Genomic DNA, 23,822 nt, shown 5'->3' on the forward strand with positions numbered 1-23,822 from the left:
CAGACGCCGCTAAGTATTACAGCTTATTTAAAATTTCAGCCGGCAAGGCCAGCTCGTCATTGCGGTTTACGCCGACACCACGGTTAAGAATATTCTTGGCAATCTGCTTAGCTTCTTCCAGCGAGTGCATTTGCGCCGTGCCGCACTGGTAAATATTCAGCTCCGGGATATCGCTCTGGCTGGCAACATGCAGCACATCGTCCATCGCCGCTTGCCAGGCTTTGGCGACACGTTGCTCGTCCGGTGTGCCAATTAAGCTCATATAAAAGCCGGTACGACAGCCCATCGGCGAAATGTCGATAATTTCTACGTCATTGCCATTTAAATGATCGCGCATAAAACCGGCAAATAAATGCTCCAGCGTATGAATACCTTTTTCTGACAGAATTTCTTCATTTGGTACGCAAAAACGCAAATCAAATACCGTGATGGCATCGCCCTTTGGCGTATTCATTTTCTTTGCTACGCGCACAGCGGGGGCTTTCATAATGGTATGGTCTACGGTGAAACTGTCGAGTAATGGCATAATAACACCCTCAAAATAAATGCTACAGATGGCGGCTATTATAGGCAGGTAACACCGGATAAGTTAACCGTTATCGGCAGATAACAGCGTTAAACCGGCGCTAAAACCGGATTAACTGCGCAGATGGCAAAATTTTTAATCTAATAACCTTGAATGGATCAGGGCTAATCCCCATTAATCGCTCAACGCAATTTGTGATTGTTCAGAATATTAAGTGGAGTGTAGTTATGGGCAGAATTATCGGTATTGACTTAGGTACAACCAACTCTTGTGTTGCGGTTTTAGATGGCGACAAACCACGCGTATTAGAAAACGCTGAAGGTACCCGTACCACGCCCTCTATTATTGCTTACGCTGAAGATGGCGAAGTATTAGTTGGCCAACCGGCAAAACGCCAGGCAGTTACCAACCCGAAAAATACCTTATTCGCGATTAAGCGTTTAATTGGCCGTCGCTTTGAAGATGAAGAAGTACAACGCGACATTAAAATTATGCCTTACGCTATCGTAAAAGCAGATAATGGCGATGCCTGGGTTGAAGTTAAAGGCAAAAAGTTAGCCGCGCCACAAATTTCAGCTGAAGTGCTGAAAAAGATGAAGAAAACTGCAGAAGATTTCTTAGGTGAAGCGGTAACTGCAGCAGTAATTACGGTACCAGCATACTTTAACGATGCACAGCGCCAGGCAACCAAAGATGCCGGCCGCATTGCAGGCTTAGACGTAAAACGTATTATCAACGAGCCAACCGCAGCGGCGCTGGCTTATGGTATGGATAAGAAGAAAGGCGACACCAAGGTTGCGGTATATGACTTAGGTGGTGGTACTTTCGATATTTCTATCATTGAAATTGACGATGTAGACGGCGAGCAAACCTTTGAAGTACTGGCCACTAACGGTGACACTCACTTAGGTGGTGAAGACTTTGATAACCGTTTAATCAACTATTTAGTTGAAGAATTTAAAAAAGAGCAGGGCATTGACCTGCGTAACGACCCATTGGCGATGCAGCGCTTAAAAGAGTCTGCTGAAAAAGCTAAGATTGAGCTGTCGTCAGCATCACAAACTGAAGTGAACCTGCCGTACATTACTGCTGATGCCTCAGGCCCGAAACACCTGAACATCAAAGTAACCCGTGCCAAGCTGGAATCTTTAGTAGAAGACTTAATTCAGCGCACTATCGAGCCGCTGAAGCAAGCATTGAAAGACGCTGATTTAAGCGTAGGTGAAATTAACGACATCATTCTGGTGGGCGGCCAAACACGGATGCCAAAAGTACAGGAAGCGGTAACGGCTTTCTTTGGCAAAGAACCGCGTAAAGACGTTAACCCGGATGAAGCGGTAGCAGTAGGTGCGGCTATTCAGGGCGCGGTACTGTCAGGTGATGTTAAAGACGTATTGCTGCTTGACGTTACTCCACTGTCACTGGGTATTGAAACCATGGGCAGCGTAATGACAGCGTTGATTGAGAAAAACACCACGATCCCAACGAAGAAATCGCAGGTGTTCTCAACTGCTGAAGACAACCAGTCTGCAGTAACGATTCACGTGCTGCAGGGCGAGCGTAAGCGCGCTTCTGACAATAAGTCACTGGGTCAGTTTAACTTAGAGGGCATTCGCGGCGGTCGTCGTGGCGAGCCACAAATCGAAGTAGTATTCGATTTAGACGCCGACGGTATTTTGCATGTGTCTGCTAAAGATAAAGATACCGGTAAAGAGCAAAAAATCACCATCAAGGCCAACTCAGGTTTGAGTGACGAAGAAATTCAGGCCATGGTACGCGATGCTGAAGCGCACGCTGAAGACGATAAAAAGTTTGAAGAGTTAGTGCAAACCCGTAACCAGGCCGATGCGATGGTTCACGCCACCCGCAAACAACTGGAAGAAGTGGGCACAGCACTGGCAGCAAATGATAAAGAAGCCATTGAAACGGCAATCAAAGAGCTGGAAGCTGTATTAAAAGGCAGCGACAAAGCGGCAATTGATGAGAAGTCTCAGGCACTTATTCAGGCATCACAAAAGCTGATGGAAGCGGCTCAGGCCAAAGCCCAGCAAGGCGGCAGTGACGCAGGGCAGCAGGCTGGCGGCAACGACGACGTGGTTGATGCTGAGTTTGAAGAAGTGAAAGACGACAAAAAATAATTAAGGTTTAACCGGGCTGTAGTAAACTGCAGCCCCTTTAACATGAGAAGTTAGCACTAAGCTATGTCGAAGCGTGACTATTATGAAGTACTAGGTGTCGCTAAAGGCGCCGACGATAAAGACATCAAAAAGGCTTATAAACGCCTCGCCATGAAATTTCACCCGGACAGAACTCAGGGTGACAAAGCCATGGAAGAGAAGTTTAAAGAAGTCCAGGAAGCCTATGAGGTGTTGTCGGATGAGCAAAAACGCGCAGCCTATGACCGTTATGGCCATGCCGGGGTAGATCCAAACCGCGGTGGCGCTGGTGCAGGCAATGCTGATTTTGGCGATATTTTTGGTGATGTATTCGGTGATATCTTCGGTGGCGGTGGCCGTCGGGGCCAGTCACGGGCACAACGCGGTTCAGATTTACGCTACAACCTCGAACTGAGTCTGGAAGAGGCGGTACGCGGCAAATCAGTCGATATTAAAGTACCGACTATGGTCGGTTGTGATATCTGCGATGGCTCGGGTGCGAAAAAAGGCACCTCAGCGAAAAGCTGCCCAACTTGTCATGGTGCCGGCCAGGTTACTATGCGTCAGGGCTTTTTTGCCGTGCAGCAAACCTGCCCAACCTGTAATGGCCGTGGCAAAATTATTCCTGAACCGTGCACTAAGTGTCATGGCGAAGGCCGCGTAGAGAAAACCAAAACGCTGTCGGTGAAAATTCCGGCCGGCGTTGACACTGGTGATCGCATCCGTTTAACCGGTGAAGGTGAAGCTGGCATGCATGGTGCACCGGCAGGCGACCTGTACGTGCAGGTGCATGTTAAAGAGCACCCGATTTTCGTGCGCGATGGCAACAACCTGTACTGCGATGTACCACTGAGTTTCACTATTGCTGCGCTGGGTGGTGAAATTGATGTACCAACGCTGGATGGCCGCGTTAAGCTGAAAATTCCGGCAGAAACACAAACCGAAAAAATGTTCCGCCTGCGTGGTAAAGGCGTGCAATCGGTACGTGGTGGCGGCGTGGGAGATCTGGTCTGTAAGGTTGTGATCGAAACTCCGGTTAACCTGAGTGATAAGCAAAAAGATTTACTGCGTCAGCTGGATGACAGCATGGCGGGTGATGGTGAGGCTAAACACCGGCCTAAATCGAAAGGCTTCTTTGATGGTGTGAAGAAGTTCTTTGATGATTTAACCAGTTAAGTTGTAATGAAAAACCACCTGCGGGTGGTTTTTTATTGCTCAACAGATACAATAACAAGACATTGCGGCGCCAGCTGCGGTAAAAGTGTCAAATAAGGATATGCTCATGTTGAAAAAGTTATTACTGCTTACCACCTGTTCTTTACTGATTGTGGCCTGCGCGCAATCGCCCACCGGGCGGTCTCAACTCATGCTGTTTAGTGATGCTGATTTAGGTAAAATGGGTACGCAAACCTTCGATACCATGAAAGCGGAAACACCGATTGTTAAAGATGTAAAAACCAACAACTATGTTAAATGCGTGGCAAACAGCCTGCTGGCTGTAACACCGGACAGTATGCGGGCGCAAAGCTGGGAAATTGTGGTATTTGATTCTGACCAGGTCAATGCCTTTGCGTTGCCCGGTGGAAAAATAGGCGTATATACCGGCATGTTAAAATTAGCTGCAAACCAGCACCAGCTGGCTGCAGTAGTTGGCCATGAAATAGGCCACGTTATTGCCGGCCACAGTAACGAGCGTTTATCAACCACTCAAGGGAAAGATATGGTGCTTGCCGTGAGTAGTGCTTGGTTAGAAACGAAAGGTGTGCAATATCGACAAGAAATCATGGCCGTGATGGGCGTTGGTGCTCACTATGGCATTGAGTTGCCTTACAGTCGTGCACACGAGTCAGAATCAGATACGATTGGTTTAGATTTGATGGCCAAAGCTGGTTTTGAGCCACGTGAATCTGTTAATTTGTGGCAAAATATGGCGGCGTTGGGTGGCAATAACATACCTGAATTCATGTCTACCCATCCATTGGCGGGAACACGGATTAAAGATTTACGCGATAATATGCCGCAAGCAATGAAAACGTATAACGACCGCAAAGCCACTGGCGCTTTGCCTAACTGTAAAGTCTGATTTTAGCGTCAGCTTGCTTTACAACTTATGATGCCGTAAGTTCAGGTTTAAGAATTTTCTTATGCCTGTTATGAAGTTATATTGTTGGATTTGATCTTGCATGTAACTGGCATTACACTTTACGCAGTTTGCTTTATGGAATGTAGCTATGGAACCTGTTAATGACAAGGAAATGAAGGCAACGCAGTCTGGTCGCAGAAAGTTTTTAATGCGCGCAGGCTTGGGTAGTTTGCCGGTGTTGCTGACACTAAAAAGTAAATCCGCCTGGGGTACTAGCACGCTTAACTGTTCGTTAAGTGAAAATGCATCACAGATGCAGTCGGTGCAGCCCGATAAGTTTGAACAGTGTCAAAAAAGTTATGATTCTCATGGCAGTGCTAAACTGTACTTTGAGACTAAAAAGCCGGGTATTGGTGGTGGTAAAGGCGGTTACTTCTATAAATCGGGTAGTAAGTGGTATAAAAAGTGGCATGGTATCGACATTAACCAAAACACTAAGTTTAATACCATTTTTCAGTATGGCTATAGTGGCACGCTGCGCGAAGCAGTTAACCTTGGTGGCAGCAATGCGCTGATCCGTAATATTGCCGCAATTTTCCTGCATGCGTTGTACTATCAGTTAGAAGGTGTCAGCACCAGTATTCCTACGCCTGACGAAATAGTAAATGCCTATCAGGGCGCTGTTACTCAGGAGCAGAAAGATCAACTATCGGCTTTACTGGTTTACTATATAGACGGTTACATGGGGTAACCTGATGGACGTAACCCTGAGTTATGCTGCCTGGCTATCTCAGCAAGCTACAGATAACAACACATTGACGGCAATATTTGACGATGCCAGCAGTGTGTTGTTTTCAAAACAAGACCACGAAACGCATCTGGTTGGCACAGCAACTGAGGCAAAAGAGCCTGACGTTGACTGATTTTGCTATTCATACGGCACCTTTTTCTGTACTCGTTGCCAATCACAGTAACAAGCTTACTGCTGCGCTTGCTGAATTATATCCGGCAGAACTGATAACACGCCCAAATCCACAACTTATTTACGATTTTTGTCTGCAAGTACAGCGTAAATGGGCGGGTTGGGGACGGCCGTTTCACGTTTCATCCGGAGATCAGCATTTCAGAATGACGGACTCAGCTCAGCTGGTACCGGTTTTTGAGTGGGGCGTTAACTGGTGTGTGGCCTCTTATCAGCACCAGTTTCTGGCCATTCATGCAGCAGTGCTTGAGCGTGATGGCAAAGCACTCATTATGCCTGCACCACCAGGCTCGGGCAAAAGTACCTTGTGTGCGGTATTAATGCAGGAAGGCTGGCGTTTACTGTCAGATGAAATGTGTCTGGTCGATTTAGTCAGTGGCGCAATCGTGCCTTATGTCCGGCCGGTAAGCCTGAAAAATCAATCACTGACGTTATTACAAAGCTGGTATCCGCAGGCACAGATCCGGCAGATTACCGCTGGCACGACCAAAGGTACAGTAGGCTATATGCTGCCGTCGGCATTAAGCTGGTCTGGTATGCAACAAACGGCAACGGCAGCCTGGGTTATTTTCCCGCAGTATAATGCCGCCCAGCAACAACTTACGCTGTCGAAGGTGAGCCAGGCTGATGCATTTATGCATTTGGCCAATAATTCATTTAATTACGCGGTATTGGCAGAGCAGGGCTTTATCAGCCTGAGCAGACTGACTGAACAAATTGATGCGTATCGGCTGGAATATGCCTGCATTGAGCAAGCCTTAAGCGAGTTAAATAAGTTATGTTAAGGTCGCAATTGCTGGCGTTTTTTGCCTCTCCGGCCGAATTTGTGCAGCAGGCTACGCCGCAGCAATGGACCACATTTTTACAGCAAGCCCGCCAACAAGGCCTTACTGCCCGGTTTTACTATGTACTGCAGACAAAGCAATTACTTGACCAGGTGCCGCTGCAGGTTAAGCTGCATGGCGAATCGGGTGCGCGCTACGCCCAGAAGCAGCAACACAGTTTATACTCTGAGTTACAGCAGTTAGAGTCGTTATTTGCTGTTGCCGATTACCCGTGCTTGTTGTTAAAAGGCGCAGCTTACAGAACACAAGCTTTAACGGTGAGTTTTGGCCGGTTGTTTTCCGATATCGATATTCTGGTACCTGCTGTGCAACTGCGGCATGTGCGTGACAGACTGTTTTTTTATGGCTTTCGTGAAGGTGAAATGACCGATTACGATCGTGATTATTATCTGAACTGGTCACATCAAAACCCGCCATTACAGCATTATCAGCGTGGCACAGTGATCGATTTACACCATCATATTTACCCAACAGCATCCGCCAGAACTATAGATATCACACCGTTGTTTACCTATGCCGTTAATGTGCCTGGATCAGCGTTTAAAGTGCCTGCTAGCGCGCATTTGTTTATTCATGCGGCGGTGCACCTGTTTTATCAGGAAGAAACACATAAACTAACTAAAGATGTGATTGATTTAAATGACTTACTGCTTGAAGTACAGAGTCAGCAGCAACTGGATTTTATGCTTGAGCAAGCTGTCGGGATGTCGGTGCAATCTGCTGTGATCAATGCGTGCTGGGTACTGAGCAGATTGTTTAATAATGGCGCTGCGCAGGTGGTATTGCAAAGTTCTGCGCTGCCGCGGCCTCAACCGTTGGTGTGTAATTTGTTGCTGACTATGTTACAGGACCAGCCTGCCCGGGCCTGGTTTGCCCGCCAGCTCTGGTTTGTACGCGGCCACAGCCTGAAAATGCGTTGGCAGGTGTTGGTTTATCATAGCCTGGCTAAACCTGCCAGCGGCATGCAACGCTGGTTGCGGCGCTGGCTACCAGGACATAAATCTTAAACCGCTGCCGCTGTTAGCGACTTTACCGGCCTTAGTAAAATGGTAAGTACAGCCACCAGTAGCAAAATCAGGCAATAGTAGCTTTGTGTTACTACCTGCCATGGCGATATACCAAAGCTGGCACCCAACAACAATGCCTGAGCACCATAAGGTACTAACCCCTGACTGATACAGGCAAAAATATCCAGCAGGCTGGCGCTGCGTTTGGGGGTTATTTGATGTTGTTGGGCCAGCGTTTTACTGATCTCACCGGTAAGCACTATCGCCACGGTATTATTGGCGATACACAGGTTACTGCTAAACGCTAATGCTGCGATTGCCAATTGCTGGGCTTTATTGCCTGCCAGCTTAAGCCTGTTTGCCGCTTGCTGGATTTTACCGGCGATCCACTGTAAGCCACCTTGCTGCTTTATAAACTCGCTTAGTGCACTTACCAGCATTGCCAGCAGGAAAATTTCCTGCACGCTGGCAAAACCGCTGGCGATATCTTTACCGAGGTTAGCGATAGCGTAATCGGCAAAGAAGGCGCCTTGCAGCGCCGCCAGCACTATGCCCAGCAGCAGCACGACAAATACATTCAATCCCATTACGGCCAGCACCAGTATTGCCGCATAAGGTACTACGCCACTCCAGTTTACGGCGTCAATCTGTACCGGAGCTCCATCTGTGGCCAGCACGATATACAACAGCAGTGTTAACGCGGCAGCCGGCAGCGCAATTTTAATGTTCTCGCGAAATTTATCTGCCATTTTTGCGCCCTGAGTACGGGTAGAGGCAATAGTGGTATCGGAAATAATCGACAGGTTGTCACCAAACATAGCTCCGCTAAGCAGCACACCCGCTACTAACGCCTGATCCAACCCGGCCTGATTAGCCAAACCCACTGCAATAGGAGCCAGAGCACCTATAGTGCCCATAGAGGTACCCATTGCAGTAGATACCAGTGCTGCTATCACAAATAAACCCGGCAGTAACCAGGGCGCCGGCACTAAACTCAGGCCAGCGTTAACTGCAGCATCAACACCGCCGGTGGCGGTGGCTACGCTGGCAAAGGCGCCAGCCAGCAAATAAATAATACACATGGTAATAATATTGCTGTTACCTGCGCCTTTGATCATCACATCGATAGATTGTTGTAGCGGCGCTTTATGCAGCCAGATAGCCAATATAAGGGCAGGGATAATAGCGACATGGCCTGGCAACTGGTAAAACGCATAAGCCACCTCCTGACTTTGCAGGTACAGGCCAGTGCCAAGAAACAGCGCAACAAAAAACAGCAGTGGCAGCAGTGAGCGTTTAGCACCCGCTGGTACCAGCGTAGTATCGTTCATAGGTTTACCTTATAAATACGCAGGCTGTGTAACAGCCTTATTGGTTGCGCAATATATAGATGGCTAGACGTCCTGTCAATTTCGGCAGGTGTTTTTATCTACTGGTATAAGCTACCTGAGTTGATTATGCTGGCAACTTATTTATTACTATCTCTTTTTCCGATGGAGTGGATATGTCACAAAACCGCTTAATCAGCAGCAAACGCTTTTTGCCATTTTTCCTCACTCAAGCCAGCGGCGCATTTAATGATAATGTGTTTAAAAATGCGTTAATGTTAATGCTGGCCTTTACTGCCGCCAATGCGTTGCCATGGGATACCGATTTAACCATGAACCTGGCTGCAGGGTTATTTATTCTGCCATTTCTGTTGTTTTCTGCCACTGCCGGTACTTTGGCTGATGCCGTGTGCAAAACTAAGTTGATTCGCGCGTTAAAGCTGCTGGAAATAGGCCTGATGTTGCTGGCTGCCGTAGCATTTTATTTTCAACAATATCTGATGTTGCTGGGGCTGCTGTTTCTAATGGGTAGCCAATCAGCATTTTTTGGCCCGGTAAAATACGCTATTTTGCCGCAGTTACTCAGTGACAAAGAGTTATTAGCCGGCAACGCCTGGGTAGAAATGGGCACTTTTGTTGCTATTTTGCTGGGCACCATTACAGGCGGTTTGTTGGTGGGGTTTGCGGATGCGCCGGTGTGGGTTGCACTTGTTGTTGTGGTATTTTCTGTACTGGGTTATCTGGTAAGCCGATATATTCCTGCTGTGGGTGAGGTACATAAGGCTGAAAAATTCCGCTTTGCTCCCTGGCAGCAAACCAAGGCCACTATCAGTATCAGTTACCAGAACCGTACTTTATATCTCGCTATTATGGCGATTAGTTGGTTTTGGTTTTTAGGCGCCAGCTATTTAACGCAGTTTCCTAATTTTACCAAAACGGTGCTCGGTGGTGATAACACCGTCGTCACAGCGTTGCTGGTGGCGTTCTCTGTCGGCGTGGGTATAGGCTCAATGCTGTGTGAACGTTTATCCGGCGACAGGGTAGAGCTTGGTATAGTGCCAATTGGTTCTATCGGTTTAACCGTGTTTGGTATCAGTTTATTTTTTAGCAGCCCGGCACAGCTACCGGCTGAGCTGCTTGGCCTGTCGCAGTTTCTGGCTACGGCCTTTGGCTGGTGGGTATTGATAGACTTAACATTAATAGGTGTATTTGGTGGTTTGTTTATTGTGCCGCTGTATGCACTGTTGCAGCAGCGCGCCGAGCCACAACAACGGGCGAGGGTGATAGCCGCCAACAATATCTTTAATGCGCTGTTTATGGTGGTTAGCGCCATTGCCGGTATCGTATTTTTAACCGTGCTGGGTATATCCATCCCGGAGTATTTTTTAGTTTTGGCTATTATGAACGCGGTGGTGGCGCTGTATGTGTACAGCACAGTACCGGAGTTTGTACTGCGTTTTGTTATTTATCTGCTTAGCCACACCATGTACCGGGTCAGAAGTATCGGGCTGGAACATATTCCGGCCGAAGGTGCGGCTGTGCTGGTAGCTAACCATGTCAGCTATGTTGATGCCTTGCTGATTGGGGGGGCAGTGCGCCGGCCGGTGCGTTTTGTAATGGAAAAAGGTATTTATGATTTGCCGGTGGCCAACTGGCTGTTTAAAGCCGCACGCACTATTCCTATTTGCTCAAAGCAGAAAAATGAAGCGGTATATGAAGCCGCTTTTGCTGCCATTAAGCGTGAGCTGGCTGAGGGTAATCTGGTATGTATTTTCCCGGAGGGGCGTTTAACCAAAAGCGGTGATATCGACAGCTTTCGTCCCGGTATTGAGCGTATTCTGGCAGAAACACCGGTACCAGTAGTGCCAATGGCGTTGCAGGGCTTATGGGGCTCGTTTTTCAGCCATCATGGCAATGGCGCTTTTAAGTTTAAAGGTCGCTTCTGGTCTAAAATTATGCTGACAGCCAGCGCCCCTGTACCTGCAGAGCAAGCCAGTGCAACTGAGCTGGAACGGCAGGTGCGGCTGTTACGCGGCGATTTTACTTAAAAGGCAGCAATTTAACTTAAACATAGCGACGTTTGGCGCAACGGGCGCGGTCGGCCTTGAACTCAAAGCTGGCTGGCCGCATAACCGCTGTCTAGCGTTGGCGAATGCCAAAGTCCCGGAGGCAAGATGTTTAATTTTTCATTTCAAAACCCCACCCGTATTGTATTTGGTAAAGATCAGCTGGCACAGTTAGCCAAACTTATCCCACCGGGCAGTAAAGTGCTGCTGACTTATGGCGGCGGCTCTATTAAAAAGAACGGTGTGTACGATCAGGTAGTGAAAGCATTAGACGGTTTTAACTGGCAGGAATTTAGTGGCATAGAGCCAAACCCGAGCTTTGAAACTCTGATGCGGGCGGCAGATCTGGTGCGCCGCGAGAAAATTGATTTTCTGTTGCCGGTTGGCGGCGGCAGTGTTATTGACGGTACTAAGTTTATTGCCGCCGCTGCGGTATTTGACGGTGATGCCTGGGATATTCTGGCCAAAGGCGCCAAAGTAAGCGCTGCTATTCCGCTGGGTTGTGTGCTTACCTTACCCGCTACAGGCACTGAAAGTAATGGCAACTCAGTTGTCACCCGTTATGAAACGCAGCAGAAACTATCGTTCTCCAGCGCGCTGGTGTATCCGCAGTTTGCTATTTTAGACCCTACCGTCACCTTTAGCCTGCCGCCAAAACAAGTGGCCAATGGCGTAGTGGATGCCTTCGTGCATGTGATGGAGCAGTATATGACTTATCCGGTCAATGCACCGGTACAGGACCGTTTTGCTGAGGGCTTACTGCAAACCCTGATAGAAGAAGGCCCCAAAGCGCTGAGCCAGCCGGATAACTACGACGTGCGCGCCAACGTAATGTGGGCGGCAACCATGGCACTGAACGGCCTGATTGGCCAGGGCGTGCCGCAGGATTGGGCTACTCATATGATTGGCCACGAGATCACCGCGCTGTATGGCCTCGATCATGCGCAAACACTGGCAATAGTATTGCCATCCCTGTTGCAACAACAACGCGTACAAAAGCGCGACAAGCTATTGCAGTATGGCCGCCGTGTTTGGCAATTACAGCATCAGGATGAAGAGCGCTTAATTGACGATGCAATTAACCATACCCGTGCCTTTTTCGAGCAAATGGGCGTGCCGACCCGCTTAGCCGACTACGGCATTAAAGCCGATGCAGTCGATAAGCTGGTAGCAGCGCTGCAAGCGAACGGTATGCTGAAGTTAGGTGAGCATGGTGATATTACTCCGGACATATCGCGACAGATCCTACAACGGGCGGTTTAGATTCAGGTATGGAGCCGGACAGCAAAGGTCGTAACATCTGCTGGGCTCGCCACAGCAACTCGCTACCGCTGGCGCGTTCGCTCAGACACTCTGTGTCGCCCCATCAGTTGCCACGACCTTTAACTGTAACGTCGGGCGTCGTAGTAAAAAATAGCCATCTTAATGGCTATTTTACTTCCCCCTGCTGGCGGCTTTTGCTCTAATAGCCGCCATTATTACTTTTACACAGAACCAGATTATGCCATCTATCGGGATCTTTGGTGCTAACGGCCGCATGGGCCGGGCGTTAATTACCGTTGCCAAAGAGCAACAGCTAAATCTTACGGCTGCCACAGTACGTAGCGGATCAGACCTTATAGGCGTCGATGCCGGCGAGCTGGCCGGTGTCGGTAAGCTGGCTTTACCACTTAGCGCCACCGGCCCTGACAGTATTAATAACGCCGATATCTGGGTTGATTTCACTATGCCTGAAGCGATGCTGGCGCACTTACAACTGGCGGTAGCAGCAAAAAAAGCCATGGTAATAGGTGTTACCGGTTTAACCGATGCGCAATACCAGCAGGTGCAGCAGGCCAGCGAGCATATTCCAATTGTCTGGGCGCCGAATATGAGCGTTGGCGTAAATCTGCTGCTGCATCTGGTACAAACCGCTGCCAAAGTGATGGGGCAAACCGCCGATATTGAAATTATTGAAGCGCATCACCGCTTTAAAAAAGATGCACCGTCGGGCACGGCTATGGCTATCGGCGCCAGCATTGCCAAAGCGCTGGATCGCGATTTAGCTAAGGTTGCAGTGTATGGCCGTGAGGGCATTACCGGCGAACGAGAGCAGCAAACTATCGGCTTCGCCACTGTGCGTGGCGGTGACATTATTGGCGACCATACCGCCTTATTCGCTGATTTAGGCGAAAGGCTGGAAATAAGCCACAAAGCTTCCAGTCGTAACACCTTTGCCCAAGGCGCACTGCGCGCTGCTCTGTGGTTGCAAAGTAAACAGAGCGGACTTTATTCTATGCAACAAGTGTTAGGTTTAGCTGATTTAAGCTAGCTTTTTGCGCTATTAAGGTTAAAAACAGGCTAGAGTTGTCATTTGTAATAAAAATCAAAAAAAGCGTAGCTTATCCAGCGCTGATCGCCTAAAATAGTCAGGTTTGCCTAAGGCAAATCGGGTATCACATTTTGGGTCAAAACGGGTTGTAAAACAGTGTCAGGTTTTCGCCCGTTTTTTGCTGTTTGGAGGTTATCTTGACTAAGTCCGCCCTGCTCGTACTGGAAGACGGCACCGTATTTCGCGGTACAGCCATTGGCGCTGAAGGAGTTTCTGTAGGTGAAGTGGTGTTTAACACTTCCATGACCGGGTATCAGGAAATATTAACTGATCCCTCATACGCAGAACAAATCGTTACTCTCACTTATCCACACATTGGCAATACCGGTACTAACCCAGAGGATGAAGAATCCGGACAAATTTGGGCCAGGGGCCTGATAATCCGTGACCTTCCGCTTCTTGCCAGTAATTTCCGTAACCAACTCTCTCTTAGTCAGTATTTAACACAACACAATATTCTCGGCATCGCCGATATCGATACCCGCAAGTTAACCCGTATTTTACGCGAGAAAGGCGCCCAGAATGGCTGCTTAATGGCTGGCGATGATCTGGATGAAGCCAAAGCACTTGAGTTAGCTAAAGGCTTTCCCGGCTTATCAGGTATGGATTTAGCCAAAGAAGTTAGCGTGAAAAAAGCTTATCAATGGACTGAAGGCGGCTGGGCATTGGGCGAAGGCCATCGCGCTGCAGCGCCACAGCAGTTTCATGTGGTAGCCTATGATTTTGGTGTAAAGCGCAATATTCTGCGCATGCTGGCGGATCGCGGCTGCAAGCTAACGGTAGTGCCGGCACAAACGCCGGCCAGTGAAGTATTAGCCATGAATCCGGACGGTATTTTCTTATCCAATGGCCCTGGCGACCCGGCACCGTGTACCTATGCAATCGACGCGATTAAAACCTTCCTTGAGACCGACATTCCGGTGTTTGGTATCTGTTTAGGCCATCAGTTGCTGGCACTGGCCAGTGGCGCGCAAACGGTGAAGATGACGGTTGGTCACCATGGTGGTAATCACCCGGTGCAGAATCTGGATACCAAACGGGTACTTATTACGGCGCAAAACCACGGTTTCGCTGTCGATGAAGTCAGTTTACCGGCGAATTTACGCGCCACCCATAAATCGTTGTTTGACGGCACCTTACAGGGCATACATCGTACCGACAAACCGGCGTTCAGCTTTCAGGGTCACCCTGAAGCCAGTCCGGGTCCGCACGAAGCCTCTGAGCTGTTCGACCATTTTATTGCGCTGATGCAACAGCATAACGCCGCTACCCAATGAATGTCGAAATGCACGTAGGCGGCAAGACCGGTACTCCCCATGAGCTTAGTTATACTAAGTGATTGGGGGTAACGGGCGCAGGCAACACCCGTGCATGATGACAGACGAAGGGTATAAGCAAACACGAATTACGGAGATATAGCAGCAATGCCAAAACGTACAGATTTAAAAAGCATTCTGATTTTAGGCGCCGGCCCGATCGTGATTGGCCAGGCCTGTGAATTTGACTATTCAGGTGCCCAAGCCTGTAAAGCATTAAAAGAAGAAGGCTACCGCGTTATTCTGGTGAACTCGAACCCGGCCACCATTATGACCGACCCGGAAATGGCCGATGCCACCTACATTGAGCCAATTCACTGGCAGGTAGTGGAAAAAATTATTGAAAAAGAGCGCCCTTGTGCCGTTCTGCCTACCATGGGCGGCCAGACTGCACTGAACTGTGCACTGGAATTAGAACGTCAGGGGGTGCTGGCTAAATATAATGTTGAGATGATTGGTGCTACCGCCGATGCCATTGATAAGGCAGAAGATCGTGGTCGCTTTGATAAAGCCATGCGTTCTATCGGCCTGGCTTGCCCACGTGCCGGTTTTGCGCATTCTATGGACGAAGCCTACCAGGTACTGGAAGACATTGGCTTTCCGTGTATTATCCGGCCGTCGTTCACCATGGGCGGCTCAGGTGGTGGTATTGCTTACAACCGCGAAGAGTTTGAAGAGATTTGTACCCGCGGCCTGGATCTATCGCCTACCAAAGAGTTGCTGATTGACGAGTCGTTAATCGGCTGGAAAGAGTACGAAATGGAAGTGGTTCGCGATAAAAACGATAACTGCATTATCGTTTGTGCCATTGAAAACTTCGACCCTATGGGCGTGCATACTGGTGACTCTATCACTGTAGCTCCTGCGCAAACCCTGACCGACAAAGAATACCAAATCATGCGTAATGCCTCGTTGGCGGTACTGCGTGAAATCGGCGTTGAAACCGGTGGCTCAAACGTACAGTTTGGTATTAACCCGGTTGATGGCCGTATGGTTATTATTGAGATGAACCCGCGTGTGTCGCGTTCATCTGCACTGGCTTCTAAAGCTACCGGCTTCCCGATTGCCAAAGTAGCCGCCAAACTGGCGATTGGTTATACACTGGACGAGCTGGCCAACGACATTACCGGCGGTAAAACCCCGGCGTCGTTTGAGCCGAGTATCGACTACGTGGTGACTAAGGTGCCACGCTTTAACTTTGAAAAATTTGCCGGTGCCAATGACCGCCTTACTACCCAGATGAAGTCAGTCGGGGAGGTGATGTCCATTGGCCGCAACCAGCAGGAGTCGCTGCAAAAAGCACTGCGCAGCCTTGAAATTGGCGTTTGTGGTTTAGACCCTGTTATCGATATCACGCTGCCGGAAGCCAAAGATAAAATTGTCCGTGAATTAAAAGAGCCGGGCTCACACCGCATTTGGTATATCGCCGATGCGTTCCGCTTTGGCATGAGCATGGATGAGATTTTCACCTTAACCAATATCGACCGCTGGTTCCTGGTGCAAATCGAAGATTTGGTAAAAGAAGAGCTGGCATTGGGTAAAGACGGCTTTGCCGCACTGGATGAAGCCCGGTTAAAACGCTTAAAACGCAAAGGCTTTGCCGATAAACGTATCGCCGACGTGTTAGGTGTCAGCGAAAATGAAGTACGAAAAAAGCGTTACGGCTACAAGTTGCACCCGGTGTACAAGCGGGTTGATACCTGTGCGGCAGAATTTGCCTCTAACACCGCTTACATGTACAGCACTTATGATGAAGAGTGTGAAGCGGCGCCAACCAACCGCGATAAAATTATGATTATTGGCGGCGGGCCGAACCGTATCGGTCAGGGTATCGAGTTCGATTACTGCTGTGTGCACGCCTCACTGGCACTGCGCGAAGACGGCTTTGAAACCATTATGGTTAACTGTAACCCTGAAACGGTGTCTACCGATTACGATACGTCAGACCGTCTGTACTTCGAGCCCATCACGCTGGAAGACGTGCTGGAAATTGTGCGTAAAGAGCAGCCAAAAGGTGTGATCGTGCAATACGGTGGCCAAACGCCACTGAAATTAGCCCGCGCACTGGAAGCCAACGGCGTGCCCATTATTGGCACTTCGCCGGATGCCATTGACCGTGCAGAAGACCGCGAGCGTTTCCAGCAAGCGGTAGAGCGTTTAGGCTTAAAGCAGCCGAAAAACGCCACCGTAACCAGCATGGAAGAAGCGATTGCCAAGGCTCCGGAAATTGGTTTCCCGATGGTAGTACGCCCATCTTACGTACTGGGTGGCCGCGCGATGGAAATCGTCTATGACGAGCAGGACCTGCGCCGTTATATGACCGATGCGGTTAGCGTATCGAACGATTCACCGGTACTGCTGGATAACTTCCTTGATGATGCGATTGAAGTAGATATCGACGCTATCTGTGATGGCAAAGAGGTGGTGATTGGCGGCATTATGGAACACATCGAACAAGCCGGTGTGCACTCCGGTGACTCAGCCTGTTCTTTACCACCCTATAGCCTGAGCAAAGAAATCCAGGACGTAATGCGTGAGCAGGTACGTAAGCTGGCGATGGAGTTAGGTGTAGTTGGCCTGATGAACACCCAGTTTGCAGTAAAAGATAACGAAGTGTACTTAATTGAAGTTAACCCGCGTGCCGCCCGTACTGTGCCGTTTGTCTCTAAGGCCACAGGTGTTGCTGTAGCTAAAGTGGGTGCTCGTTGTATGGCTGGTAAATCGCTGGCTGCGCAGGGCATAACCAAAGAAATTATCCCACCGTTCTTCTCGGTAAAAGAAGTGGTTATTCCGTTTAACAAATTCCCGGGTGTGGATCCGATCCTTGGCCCTGAAATGCGTTCTACCGGTGAAGTGATGGGCGTGGGTGATACCTTTGAGGAAGCTTTCGCTAAAGGCCAGCTGGGTGCCAGCACGTTAATTCCAACCGGTGGTCGCGCCTTGCTTTCCGTGCGTGACAGCGATAAAGTGCGCGTTGTTGAACTGGCAAAACGTATGGTTGAAAAAGGCTTTGAGCTGGATGCTACCGGCGGTACCGCCAAGGCATTACAGGCCGCAGGTATTACATGCCGCACGGTAAATAAGGTGTCTGAAGGCCGTCCACATATTCTGGATCGCATTAAAAACGGTGAATACAGCTATATCGTCAATACGACCGATGGTCGCCAGGCGATTGAAGACTCTAAAGTCATTCGCCGTGGTGCGCTGCAGTACAAAGCCAACTACACCACGACATTAAATGCTGCCTTTGCTACGGTAAAATCAAACGCCGCCAGTGCGTTTGAAAACGTAGCCTCAGTGCAGGAACTACATAAGAGAGTTAACGGATGAGTGCAATCCCGATGACAGTGCAGGGCGCAGAACGACTGCGCGCTGAGCTGCATGAACTTAAATCAGTAAAACGGCCTGCGATTATCCAGGCCATTGCCACAGCACGTGAGCACGGCGATTTAAAAGAAAACGCTGAATATCATGCTGCCCGTGAGCAACAGGGCTTTTGCGAAGGCCGCATTCAGGATATTGAAGCCAAGCTGTCTAATGCGCAGATCATTGATATCAGCAAGCTACCCAATACCGGCAAGGTTATCTTTGGCAGTACTGTTACTATTCTGAATCTGGATAGCGACGAAGAAGTGACTTACCGCATCGTTGGTGATGATGAAGCGGATATTAAAAATAACCTGATTTCAGTTAATTCGCCGATTGCGCGTGGCTTAATCGGCAAAGCTGCCGATGATGTGGTAAATATCACTACGCCCAAAGGTGTAGTTGAGTTTGAAATTACCGCAGTGCAATATATCTGAATTTTAGCCTAACAAAAAAGCGCCTGACGGCGCTTTTTTTATGTTTAATAAATATTTAGCCACGTGGCAGCTGAATTTTTTTCGCTTCACTTTGGCGGAATAACACCAGGGTTTTACCTATAACCTGAACTTTATCTGCTTTGGTTTCGCGGATGATGGCATCCATAATCAGTACTTTTTGCTCGCGGTCTTCCGTTGGTACTTTTACTTTAATCAATTCGTGAAAGTTTAGTGCTACTTCAATCTCTGCTACCACACCTTCGGTCAGGCCATTGCCACCGAGTAAAATTACTGGCTTAAGCTCATGGGCTTTTGCTTTTAAAAATTGTTTCTGTTTGTTGGTTAAACTCATAAAATGACTATTTCCGCAGATAACGCTTGAATTTGCGTTATTGTAGCGCCATCTAACGCATAACACTAATCAAGAGTGAAAGCATGACCAAGAAAAAACGCTCCGCCAGTTCCACCCGCTGGTTGAAAGAGCATTTCGATGATCAATTTGTACAAAAAGCACAAAAATTAGGCCTGCGTTCACGTGCAGCGTTTAAACTGGAAGAGATAAACCAGCAGGACAAACTGATAAAACCGGCGATGACTGTGGTTGATTTAGGCTCTGCGCCGGGTAGTTGGTCACAGTTCTGTGTGGGGCTTGTCGGTGACAAAGGTACCGTGATAGCCTGCGACATTCTGCCAATGGACCCGATTAACGGTGTCAGTTTCCTGCAGGGAGACTTTCGTGATGAAGCAGTATTAGATGCATTACTGAGCCGGATCGGTGGTCAGAACGTAGATGTGGTATTGTCTGACATGGCACCGAATATGAGTGGCAATGATACTACTGATCAGGCAAGGTCGGTGTATCTGGTAGAGCTGGCGTTGGATATGTGTCACAAAGTACTGAAGCAAAATGGCAGTTTTGTGGTCAAAGTATTTCAGGGTGATGGCTTCGAGCAATTTTTAAAAGATGTGCGCGCCGCCTTTACCACTGTAAAAATTCGTAAGCCCGATTCGTCCCGTGCGCGTTCACGTGAGACATATATCGTGGCGACCGGCTTCAAAGTCTAGTAAAGTAGCCGGGTAATTATCTATTTATCGGTAAGAAGAGGTTATAACCTTGAGTGACATGGCAAAGAATCTGATTGTCTGGTTAGTGATCGCCGTCGTATTAATGTCGGTGTTTAATAGCTTTGGCCCCGGCGACAGTACCGACCGGCAAACCAGCTATACCCAGTTTATCAACGAGGTAAATCAGGGCCAGATCCGCGAGGTGAAAGTTGAGCGCTCTGGTGTGATTACCGGTGTAAAACGCAGCGGTGACAGCTTCGAAACAGTTATTCCGGGTGGCTATGATGAAAAGCTGCTGGACGACCTGATCAAAAATGACGTCAGAACTTTAGGCAGTAAGCCGGAAGAAAGCAGCTTGCTGGGCACTATTTTGCTGTCCTGGGGCCCGATGTTATTGCTTATCGGCGTGTGGATTTTCTTTATGCGCCAGATGCAAGGCGGCGGTGGCAAAGGTGCCATGTCGTTTGGCAAAAGCAAAGCGCGCCTGATGGGTGAAGATCAGATCAAAACCACTTTTGCTGATGTTGCAGGTTGCGACGAAGCTAAAGAAGAGGTATCTGAACTGGTTGATTACCTGCGCGATCCATCCCGTTTCCAAAAATTGGGCGGTAAAATTCCAACCGGTATTTTAATGGTTGGCCCGCCAGGCACAGGTAAAACACTGTTAGCCAAAGCCATTGCCGGTGAAGCCAAAGTGCCTTTCTTTACCATTTCCGGTTCAGACTTTGTGGAAATGTTTGTCGGTGTGGGTGCATCCCGTGTGCGCGACATGTTTGAACAAGCCAAAAAAGCTGCACCTTGTATTATCTTTATCGATGAGATTGATGCAGTAGGCCGTCAGCGTGGTGCCGGTTTAGGCGGTGGCCATGATGAACGTGAGCAAACCTTAAACCAGATGCTGGTAGAGATGGATGGCTTCGATGGTAACGAGGGCATTATTGTTATCGCTGCAACTAACCGTCCTGACGTACTGGACCCTGCGCTATTGCGCCCCGGCCGTTTTGACCGCCAGGTAGTGGTAGGTTTGCCGGATGTAAAAGGCCGCGAGCAAATTTTAAAAGTGCATATGCGTAAAGTGCCACTGGCTGAAGGTGTAGAGCCGTCAGTTATTGCACGCGGTACGCCGGGCTTTTCTGGTGCCGACTTAGCCAACCTGGTTAACGAAGCGGCATTGTTTGCTGCCCGTGGTAATCGCCGCGTGGTGTCGATGGACGAGTTTGAAAAAGCCAAAGACAAAATCATGATGGGCGCAGAACGCCGCTCTATGGTGATGACAGAGAAAGAAAAAGAAATGACAGCCTACCACGAAGCTGGCCATGCCATTGTTGGCCGCTTGGTGCCTGATCATGACCCGGTGTATAAAGTCAGTATTATTCCGCGTGGACGGGCTTTAGGTGTCACCATGTACTTACCAGAACGTGACCGTGTATCGCACAGCAAACGTTTACTAGAGAGTATGATCAGCTCGTTGTTCGGTGGCCGTATTGCCGAAGAAGTGATTTACGGTTTTGAATATGTCACTACCGGTGCGTCGAACGATATTGAGCGGGCTACAGATTTGGCGCGTAAGATGGTTACCCAGTGGGGTTTCTCAGAGAAACTGGGCCCGTTGCTGTATGCCGATGAAGAAGGTGAAGTGTTCCTTGGCCGCTCTGTCAGCAAAAACAAGCATATGTCGGAAGATACCGTTAAAGCCATTGATGCAGAAATTCGTGACTTTATTGACCGTAATTATGACCGCGCGAAAAAGCTGATTGAAGAAAATATGGACATCCTGCATGCAATGAAAGATGCATTGATGAAGTATGAAACCATAGACGCTAAACAGATTGATGACCTGATGGCCCGTCGCGAAGTTCGCCAGCCAGAGAACTGGGAACCACGTGATAAGCCAGGCTCAGATGACAAGCCGGATAGCAAAGTGAGCCAGGATGATGATGCTGCCGCACCCGGTAAGCCATCAGAAGGTAATCTGCACTAAATCTGCTGCATTTAATTAAACGAAAGCCCCGGTTATGCCGGGGTTTATTTTTATTGTCAGAGCCAAAATATCTGCTACAGGAGCAATTATGTTGTTGTCCTTGCCGCGTCAGCGCACGCTGGATTTAAGCCGCCCACTGGTTATGGGGATTTTAAATGTTACACCGGACTCTTTCTCTGATGGCGGTAAACACCAGCAGTTGGACGCCGCTCTGCGTCAGGCCGAGCAGATGCTGTCAGACGGTGCAGCAATTTTAGATATTGGCGGTGAATCTACCCGCCCCGGCGCCGCTGATGTAGCAGAGCAGGACGAGTTAAACCGCGTAATACCTGTTATTGAAGCCATCCGCCAACGTTTTGACTGTGCCATCTCGGTTGACACCAGCAAGGCTGCCGTTATGTCAGCTGCGGTTCAGGCTGGTGCCGATATTATCAATGATGTCAGGGCCTTGCTGGAACCTGGTGCTTTAAAAGTTGCTATTGCAGCAGATCTGCCGGTATGCCTGATGCATATGCAGGGCGCGCCGCGCAGTATGCAGCATTTACCGCAATATCAGCATGTTGTGGCAGAAGTTAAGCAGTTCTTATTGGAGCGTGCCACTGTCTGTGAACAGGCAGGCATGCCAAGGCAGCATATTATTTTGGATCCCGGTTTTGGTTTTGGCAAAAGCCTGAGCCATAACTATTTACTGTTGCAGCAACTGACACAATTTACCGATTCTGACTATCCGGTACTGGCAGGTATGTCGCGTAAATCAATGATTGGTCAATTACTGAACATACCGGTGAATGAGCGTTTGGCAGCTAGTGTAGCCTGCGCTACTATTGCAGCATTACAAGGGGCCCGGATAATCCGGGTGCATGATGTTAAAGAAACCGTGCAGGCGGTCAGGGTTGTGACGGCAATGCAGTATGGAGCATAAAGGATGAGCAGAAAATATTTTGGAACTGATGGCGTGCGTGGCCGTGTCGGCGAGTTTCCTATTACGCCAGAGTTTGCGATGAAGTTAGGCTGGGCCGCCGGCCGTGTGTTGTCACAGCGTGGCACCCGTAAAGTATTAATTGGCAAAGATACGCGTATCTCTGGTTATTTATTAGAAACAGCATTGGAAGCCGGTTTAATTGCAGCTGGTATCAACGTGCGTTTGCTGGGGCCGATGCCTACACCTGCGGTAGCTTATTTAACCCGCACATTCAGAGCTGAGGCCGGTATTGTGATCAGTGCCTCGCACAATCCCTATTACGACAACGGCATTAAGTTTTTCTCCGCTGATGGCACAAAATTACCGGATGAAGTTGAACTGGCGATTGAATACGAGCTGGAACAGCCGATGGTGTGCGAGTCATCGGAAAAGCTGGGCAAAGCTCAGCGTATTGATGATGCTGCCGGGCGTTATATCGAGTTTTGTAAAAGCCACTTACCTAACCATTTATCACTAAGCGGCATGACAATTGTTATCGACTGTGCCCACGGTGCCACTTATCACATAGCACCTGCAGTGTTTAAAGAATTGGGTGCTGAAGTCATTGTAATTGGTGCCAGCCCGGATGGATTAAATATTAACGATCATTGTGGTGCCACCCATACTGAATTGCTGCAGAAAACTGTTGTGGAGCGTGAAGCCGACCTCGGTATTGCTTATGACGGCGATGGTGACCGTGTCATGATGGTTGATCATACCGGCCGGGTTATTGATGGCGATGAAATTGTTTATATTATTGCCCGTGCTGCCAAAGAGCAGAATAAACTGCAAGGCGGCGTAGTCGGTACTTTAATGAGTAACCTGGGACTGGAGTTGGCACTTAAAGAGTTAGGTATCCCGTTTGCCCGCAGTGCAGTGGGCGACCGCTACGTAATGGAGCTGCTACGCGAGAATAACTGGCGTATTGGTGGTGAAAACTCAGGCCATGTATTGAATTTAGACCATACCTGCACCGGTGACGGTATTATTGCGTCACTACAAGTGCTTACGGCAATGATTGAGGCGGGTATGACGCTGGCTGAATTTAGCCAGGGTATGCATAAGCTGCCACAAGTGCTGGTGAACGTAAAATTTGAAAAAGGCACCGCCCCGTTGGAAAAACAACATGTGAAGCAAGTGATTGCCGATGTTGAGGCCAAGCTGAATGGTTCAGGCAGGGTGCTGATCCGTAAAAGTGGCACCGAACCATTGATCCGGGTAATGGTAGAAGGTGAAGATGCCACTGACGTACAACAGTATGCCGAGCAGATTGCTGCTGCAGTAAAAATCGCCAGTTGATTGTCCGAAGGCGCCATTAAAGCTTGTTTGCAC

Annotated in this window: 20 protein-coding genes; 17 read left to right on the plus strand and 3 right to left on the minus strand. The window is 48.8% G+C overall.

Annotated elements, in window-relative coordinates; all coding sequences use genetic code 11:
* Positions 1 to 16 precede the first annotated feature (16 nt).
* On the minus strand, positions 17 to 526 hold the full coding sequence (luxS, locus tag AR688_RS02860; RefSeq protein ID WP_068228843.1) for an S-ribosylhomocysteine lyase: 510 nt from the start codon (positions 524 to 526) through the stop codon (positions 17 to 19).
* 227 nt (positions 527 to 753) lie between these two features.
* Here luxS and dnaK point away from each other — a divergent pair, with 227 nt between their 5' ends.
* From dnaK to AR688_RS02890, 7 genes are all read left to right on the plus strand, one after another.
* Entirely contained in the window at positions 754 to 2,664 is a 1,911-nt protein-coding gene (gene dnaK, locus AR688_RS02865) for a molecular chaperone DnaK (protein WP_068228846.1), read from the plus strand.
* Between the two features lie 63 nt (positions 2,665 to 2,727).
* Complete coding sequence (dnaJ, locus tag AR688_RS02870; protein ID WP_068228849.1) at positions 2,728 to 3,858, plus strand: molecular chaperone DnaJ; 1,131 nt, start codon at positions 2,728 to 2,730, stop codon at positions 3,856 to 3,858.
* A gap of 106 nt (positions 3,859 to 3,964) precedes the next feature.
* On the plus strand, positions 3,965 to 4,765 hold the full coding sequence (locus AR688_RS02875) for a M48 family metallopeptidase (protein WP_068228852.1): 801 nt from the start codon (positions 3,965 to 3,967) through the stop codon (positions 4,763 to 4,765).
* Between the two features lie 148 nt (positions 4,766 to 4,913).
* Complete coding sequence (locus AR688_RS02880; RefSeq protein ID WP_068228855.1) at positions 4,914 to 5,516, plus strand: hypothetical protein; 603 nt, start codon at positions 4,914 to 4,916, stop codon at positions 5,514 to 5,516.
* 4 nt (positions 5,517 to 5,520) lie between these two features.
* The gene (locus AR688_RS20100; protein ID WP_156420196.1) at positions 5,521 to 5,688 is read left to right on the plus strand and encodes a hypothetical protein; all 168 of its coding nucleotides are present in this window, start codon (positions 5,521 to 5,523) and stop codon (positions 5,686 to 5,688) included.
* On the plus strand, positions 5,609 to 6,532 hold the full coding sequence (locus AR688_RS02885) for an HprK-related kinase A (protein WP_231732007.1): 924 nt from the start codon (positions 5,609 to 5,611) through the stop codon (positions 6,530 to 6,532). Before AR688_RS20100 ends, AR688_RS02885 begins: the two co-directional genes overlap by 80 nt.
* Positions 6,526 to 7,599, plus strand: a complete 1,074-nt coding sequence (locus AR688_RS02890) for a nucleotidyltransferase domain-containing protein (RefSeq protein ID WP_068228863.1) — start codon at positions 6,526 to 6,528, stop codon at positions 7,597 to 7,599. The genes AR688_RS02885 and AR688_RS02890 overlap by 7 nt, the downstream gene beginning before the upstream one ends.
* Here AR688_RS02890 and AR688_RS02895 read toward each other — a convergent pair.
* Positions 7,596 to 8,930, minus strand: a complete 1,335-nt coding sequence (locus AR688_RS02895; protein WP_068228866.1) for a Na+/H+ antiporter NhaC family protein — start codon at positions 8,928 to 8,930, stop codon at positions 7,596 to 7,598. The genes AR688_RS02890 and AR688_RS02895 overlap by 4 nt on opposite strands.
* A 173-nt stretch (positions 8,931 to 9,103) precedes the next feature.
* On the opposite strand from AR688_RS02895, the gene AR688_RS02900 reads away from it, so the two are divergent.
* From AR688_RS02900 to greA, 6 genes are all read left to right on the plus strand, one after another.
* Entirely contained in the window at positions 9,104 to 10,975 is a 1,872-nt protein-coding gene (locus tag AR688_RS02900; RefSeq protein ID WP_068228869.1) for an MFS transporter, read from the plus strand.
* Positions 10,976 to 11,101: 126 nt separating this feature from the next.
* Positions 11,102 to 12,256, plus strand: coding sequence for an iron-containing alcohol dehydrogenase (locus tag AR688_RS02905; RefSeq protein WP_068228872.1), 1,155 nt, complete (start codon positions 11,102 to 11,104; stop codon positions 12,254 to 12,256).
* Positions 12,257 to 12,494: 238 nt separating this feature from the next.
* Positions 12,495 to 13,304: a 4-hydroxy-tetrahydrodipicolinate reductase gene (dapB, locus tag AR688_RS02910; protein WP_068228874.1), complete on the plus strand. Its 810-nt coding sequence runs from the start codon at positions 12,495 to 12,497 to the stop codon at positions 13,302 to 13,304.
* A gap of 197 nt (positions 13,305 to 13,501) precedes the next feature.
* On the plus strand, positions 13,502 to 14,641 hold the full coding sequence (gene carA / locus AR688_RS02915; RefSeq protein ID WP_068228878.1) for a glutamine-hydrolyzing carbamoyl-phosphate synthase small subunit: 1,140 nt from the start codon (positions 13,502 to 13,504) through the stop codon (positions 14,639 to 14,641).
* A gap of 147 nt (positions 14,642 to 14,788) precedes the next feature.
* On the plus strand, positions 14,789 to 18,010 hold the full coding sequence (carB, locus tag AR688_RS02920; RefSeq protein WP_068228880.1) for a carbamoyl-phosphate synthase large subunit: 3,222 nt from the start codon (positions 14,789 to 14,791) through the stop codon (positions 18,008 to 18,010).
* Entirely contained in the window at positions 18,007 to 18,483 is a 477-nt protein-coding gene (gene greA / locus AR688_RS02925; protein ID WP_068228883.1) for a transcription elongation factor GreA, read from the plus strand. Before carB ends, greA begins: the two co-directional genes overlap by 4 nt.
* Positions 18,484 to 18,538: 55 nt before the next feature.
* Here greA and yhbY read toward each other — a convergent pair whose 3' ends face one another.
* Positions 18,539 to 18,835 carry a ribosome assembly RNA-binding protein YhbY gene (yhbY, locus tag AR688_RS02930; RefSeq protein WP_068228886.1) on the minus strand — a complete coding sequence of 99 codons (297 nt, stop codon included), beginning with the start codon at positions 18,833 to 18,835 and terminating at the stop codon, positions 18,539 to 18,541.
* 83 nt (positions 18,836 to 18,918) lie between these two features.
* Between yhbY and rlmE the strand changes: the two genes are divergently transcribed.
* The 4 genes from rlmE (at position 18,919) to glmM (ending at position 23,789) form a co-directional block, all read left to right on the plus strand.
* On the plus strand, positions 18,919 to 19,548 hold the full coding sequence (gene rlmE, locus AR688_RS02935) for a 23S rRNA (uridine(2552)-2'-O)-methyltransferase RlmE (protein WP_068228891.1): 630 nt from the start codon (positions 18,919 to 18,921) through the stop codon (positions 19,546 to 19,548).
* A gap of 49 nt (positions 19,549 to 19,597) precedes the next feature.
* Entirely contained in the window at positions 19,598 to 21,529 is a 1,932-nt protein-coding gene (ftsH, locus tag AR688_RS02940; protein ID WP_068228894.1) for an ATP-dependent zinc metalloprotease FtsH, read from the plus strand.
* An 88-nt stretch (positions 21,530 to 21,617) separates the two neighbouring features.
* The gene (folP, locus tag AR688_RS02945) at positions 21,618 to 22,451 is read left to right on the plus strand and encodes a dihydropteroate synthase (RefSeq protein ID WP_068228897.1); all 834 of its coding nucleotides are present in this window, start codon (positions 21,618 to 21,620) and stop codon (positions 22,449 to 22,451) included.
* Positions 22,452 to 22,454: 3 nt separating this feature from the next.
* Positions 22,455 to 23,789 (plus strand): phosphoglucosamine mutase, encoded by a 1,335-nt coding sequence (gene glmM, locus AR688_RS02950; protein WP_068228899.1) that lies wholly within the window; start codon positions 22,455 to 22,457, stop codon positions 23,787 to 23,789.
* Positions 23,790 to 23,822: the final 33 nt, after the last annotated feature.

Origin of the sequence: Rheinheimera sp. EpRS3 (assembly GCF_001513785.1) — a bacterium.
GTDB lineage: Bacteria > Pseudomonadota > Gammaproteobacteria > Enterobacterales > Alteromonadaceae > Alishewanella.

Coding starts and splice junctions, on each gene's coding strand:
- AR688_RS02905 (WP_068228872.1), top strand. CDS start 11,102: ATGTTTAATTTTTCATTTCAAAACCCCACCCGTATTGTATTTGGTAAA.
- AR688_RS02875 (WP_068228852.1), top strand. CDS start 3,965: ATGTTGAAAAAGTTATTACTGCTTACCACCTGTTCTTTACTGATTGTG.
- greA (WP_068228883.1), top strand. CDS start 18,007: ATGAGTGCAATCCCGATGACAGTGCAGGGCGCAGAACGACTGCGCGCT.
- AR688_RS20100 (WP_156420196.1), top strand. CDS start 5,521: ATGGACGTAACCCTGAGTTATGCTGCCTGGCTATCTCAGCAAGCTACA.
- AR688_RS02895 (WP_068228866.1), bottom strand. CDS start 8,930: ATGAACGATACTACGCTGGTACCAGCGGGTGCTAAACGCTCACTGCTG.
- dnaJ (WP_068228849.1), top strand. CDS start 2,728: ATGTCGAAGCGTGACTATTATGAAGTACTAGGTGTCGCTAAAGGCGCC.
- dnaK (WP_068228846.1), top strand. CDS start 754: ATGGGCAGAATTATCGGTATTGACTTAGGTACAACCAACTCTTGTGTT.
- yhbY (WP_068228886.1), bottom strand. CDS start 18,835: ATGAGTTTAACCAACAAACAGAAACAATTTTTAAAAGCAAAAGCCCAT.
- carB (WP_068228880.1), top strand. CDS start 14,789: ATGCCAAAACGTACAGATTTAAAAAGCATTCTGATTTTAGGCGCCGGC.
- AR688_RS02890 (WP_068228863.1), top strand. CDS start 6,526: ATGTTAAGGTCGCAATTGCTGGCGTTTTTTGCCTCTCCGGCCGAATTT.
- AR688_RS02880 (WP_068228855.1), top strand. CDS start 4,914: ATGGAACCTGTTAATGACAAGGAAATGAAGGCAACGCAGTCTGGTCGC.
- folP (WP_068228897.1), top strand. CDS start 21,618: ATGTTGTTGTCCTTGCCGCGTCAGCGCACGCTGGATTTAAGCCGCCCA.
- dapB (WP_068228874.1), top strand. CDS start 12,495: ATGCCATCTATCGGGATCTTTGGTGCTAACGGCCGCATGGGCCGGGCG.
- glmM (WP_068228899.1), top strand. CDS start 22,455: ATGAGCAGAAAATATTTTGGAACTGATGGCGTGCGTGGCCGTGTCGGC.
- AR688_RS02900 (WP_068228869.1), top strand. CDS start 9,104: ATGTCACAAAACCGCTTAATCAGCAGCAAACGCTTTTTGCCATTTTTC.
- luxS (WP_068228843.1), bottom strand. CDS start 526: ATGCCATTACTCGACAGTTTCACCGTAGACCATACCATTATGAAAGCC.
- rlmE (WP_068228891.1), top strand. CDS start 18,919: ATGACCAAGAAAAAACGCTCCGCCAGTTCCACCCGCTGGTTGAAAGAG.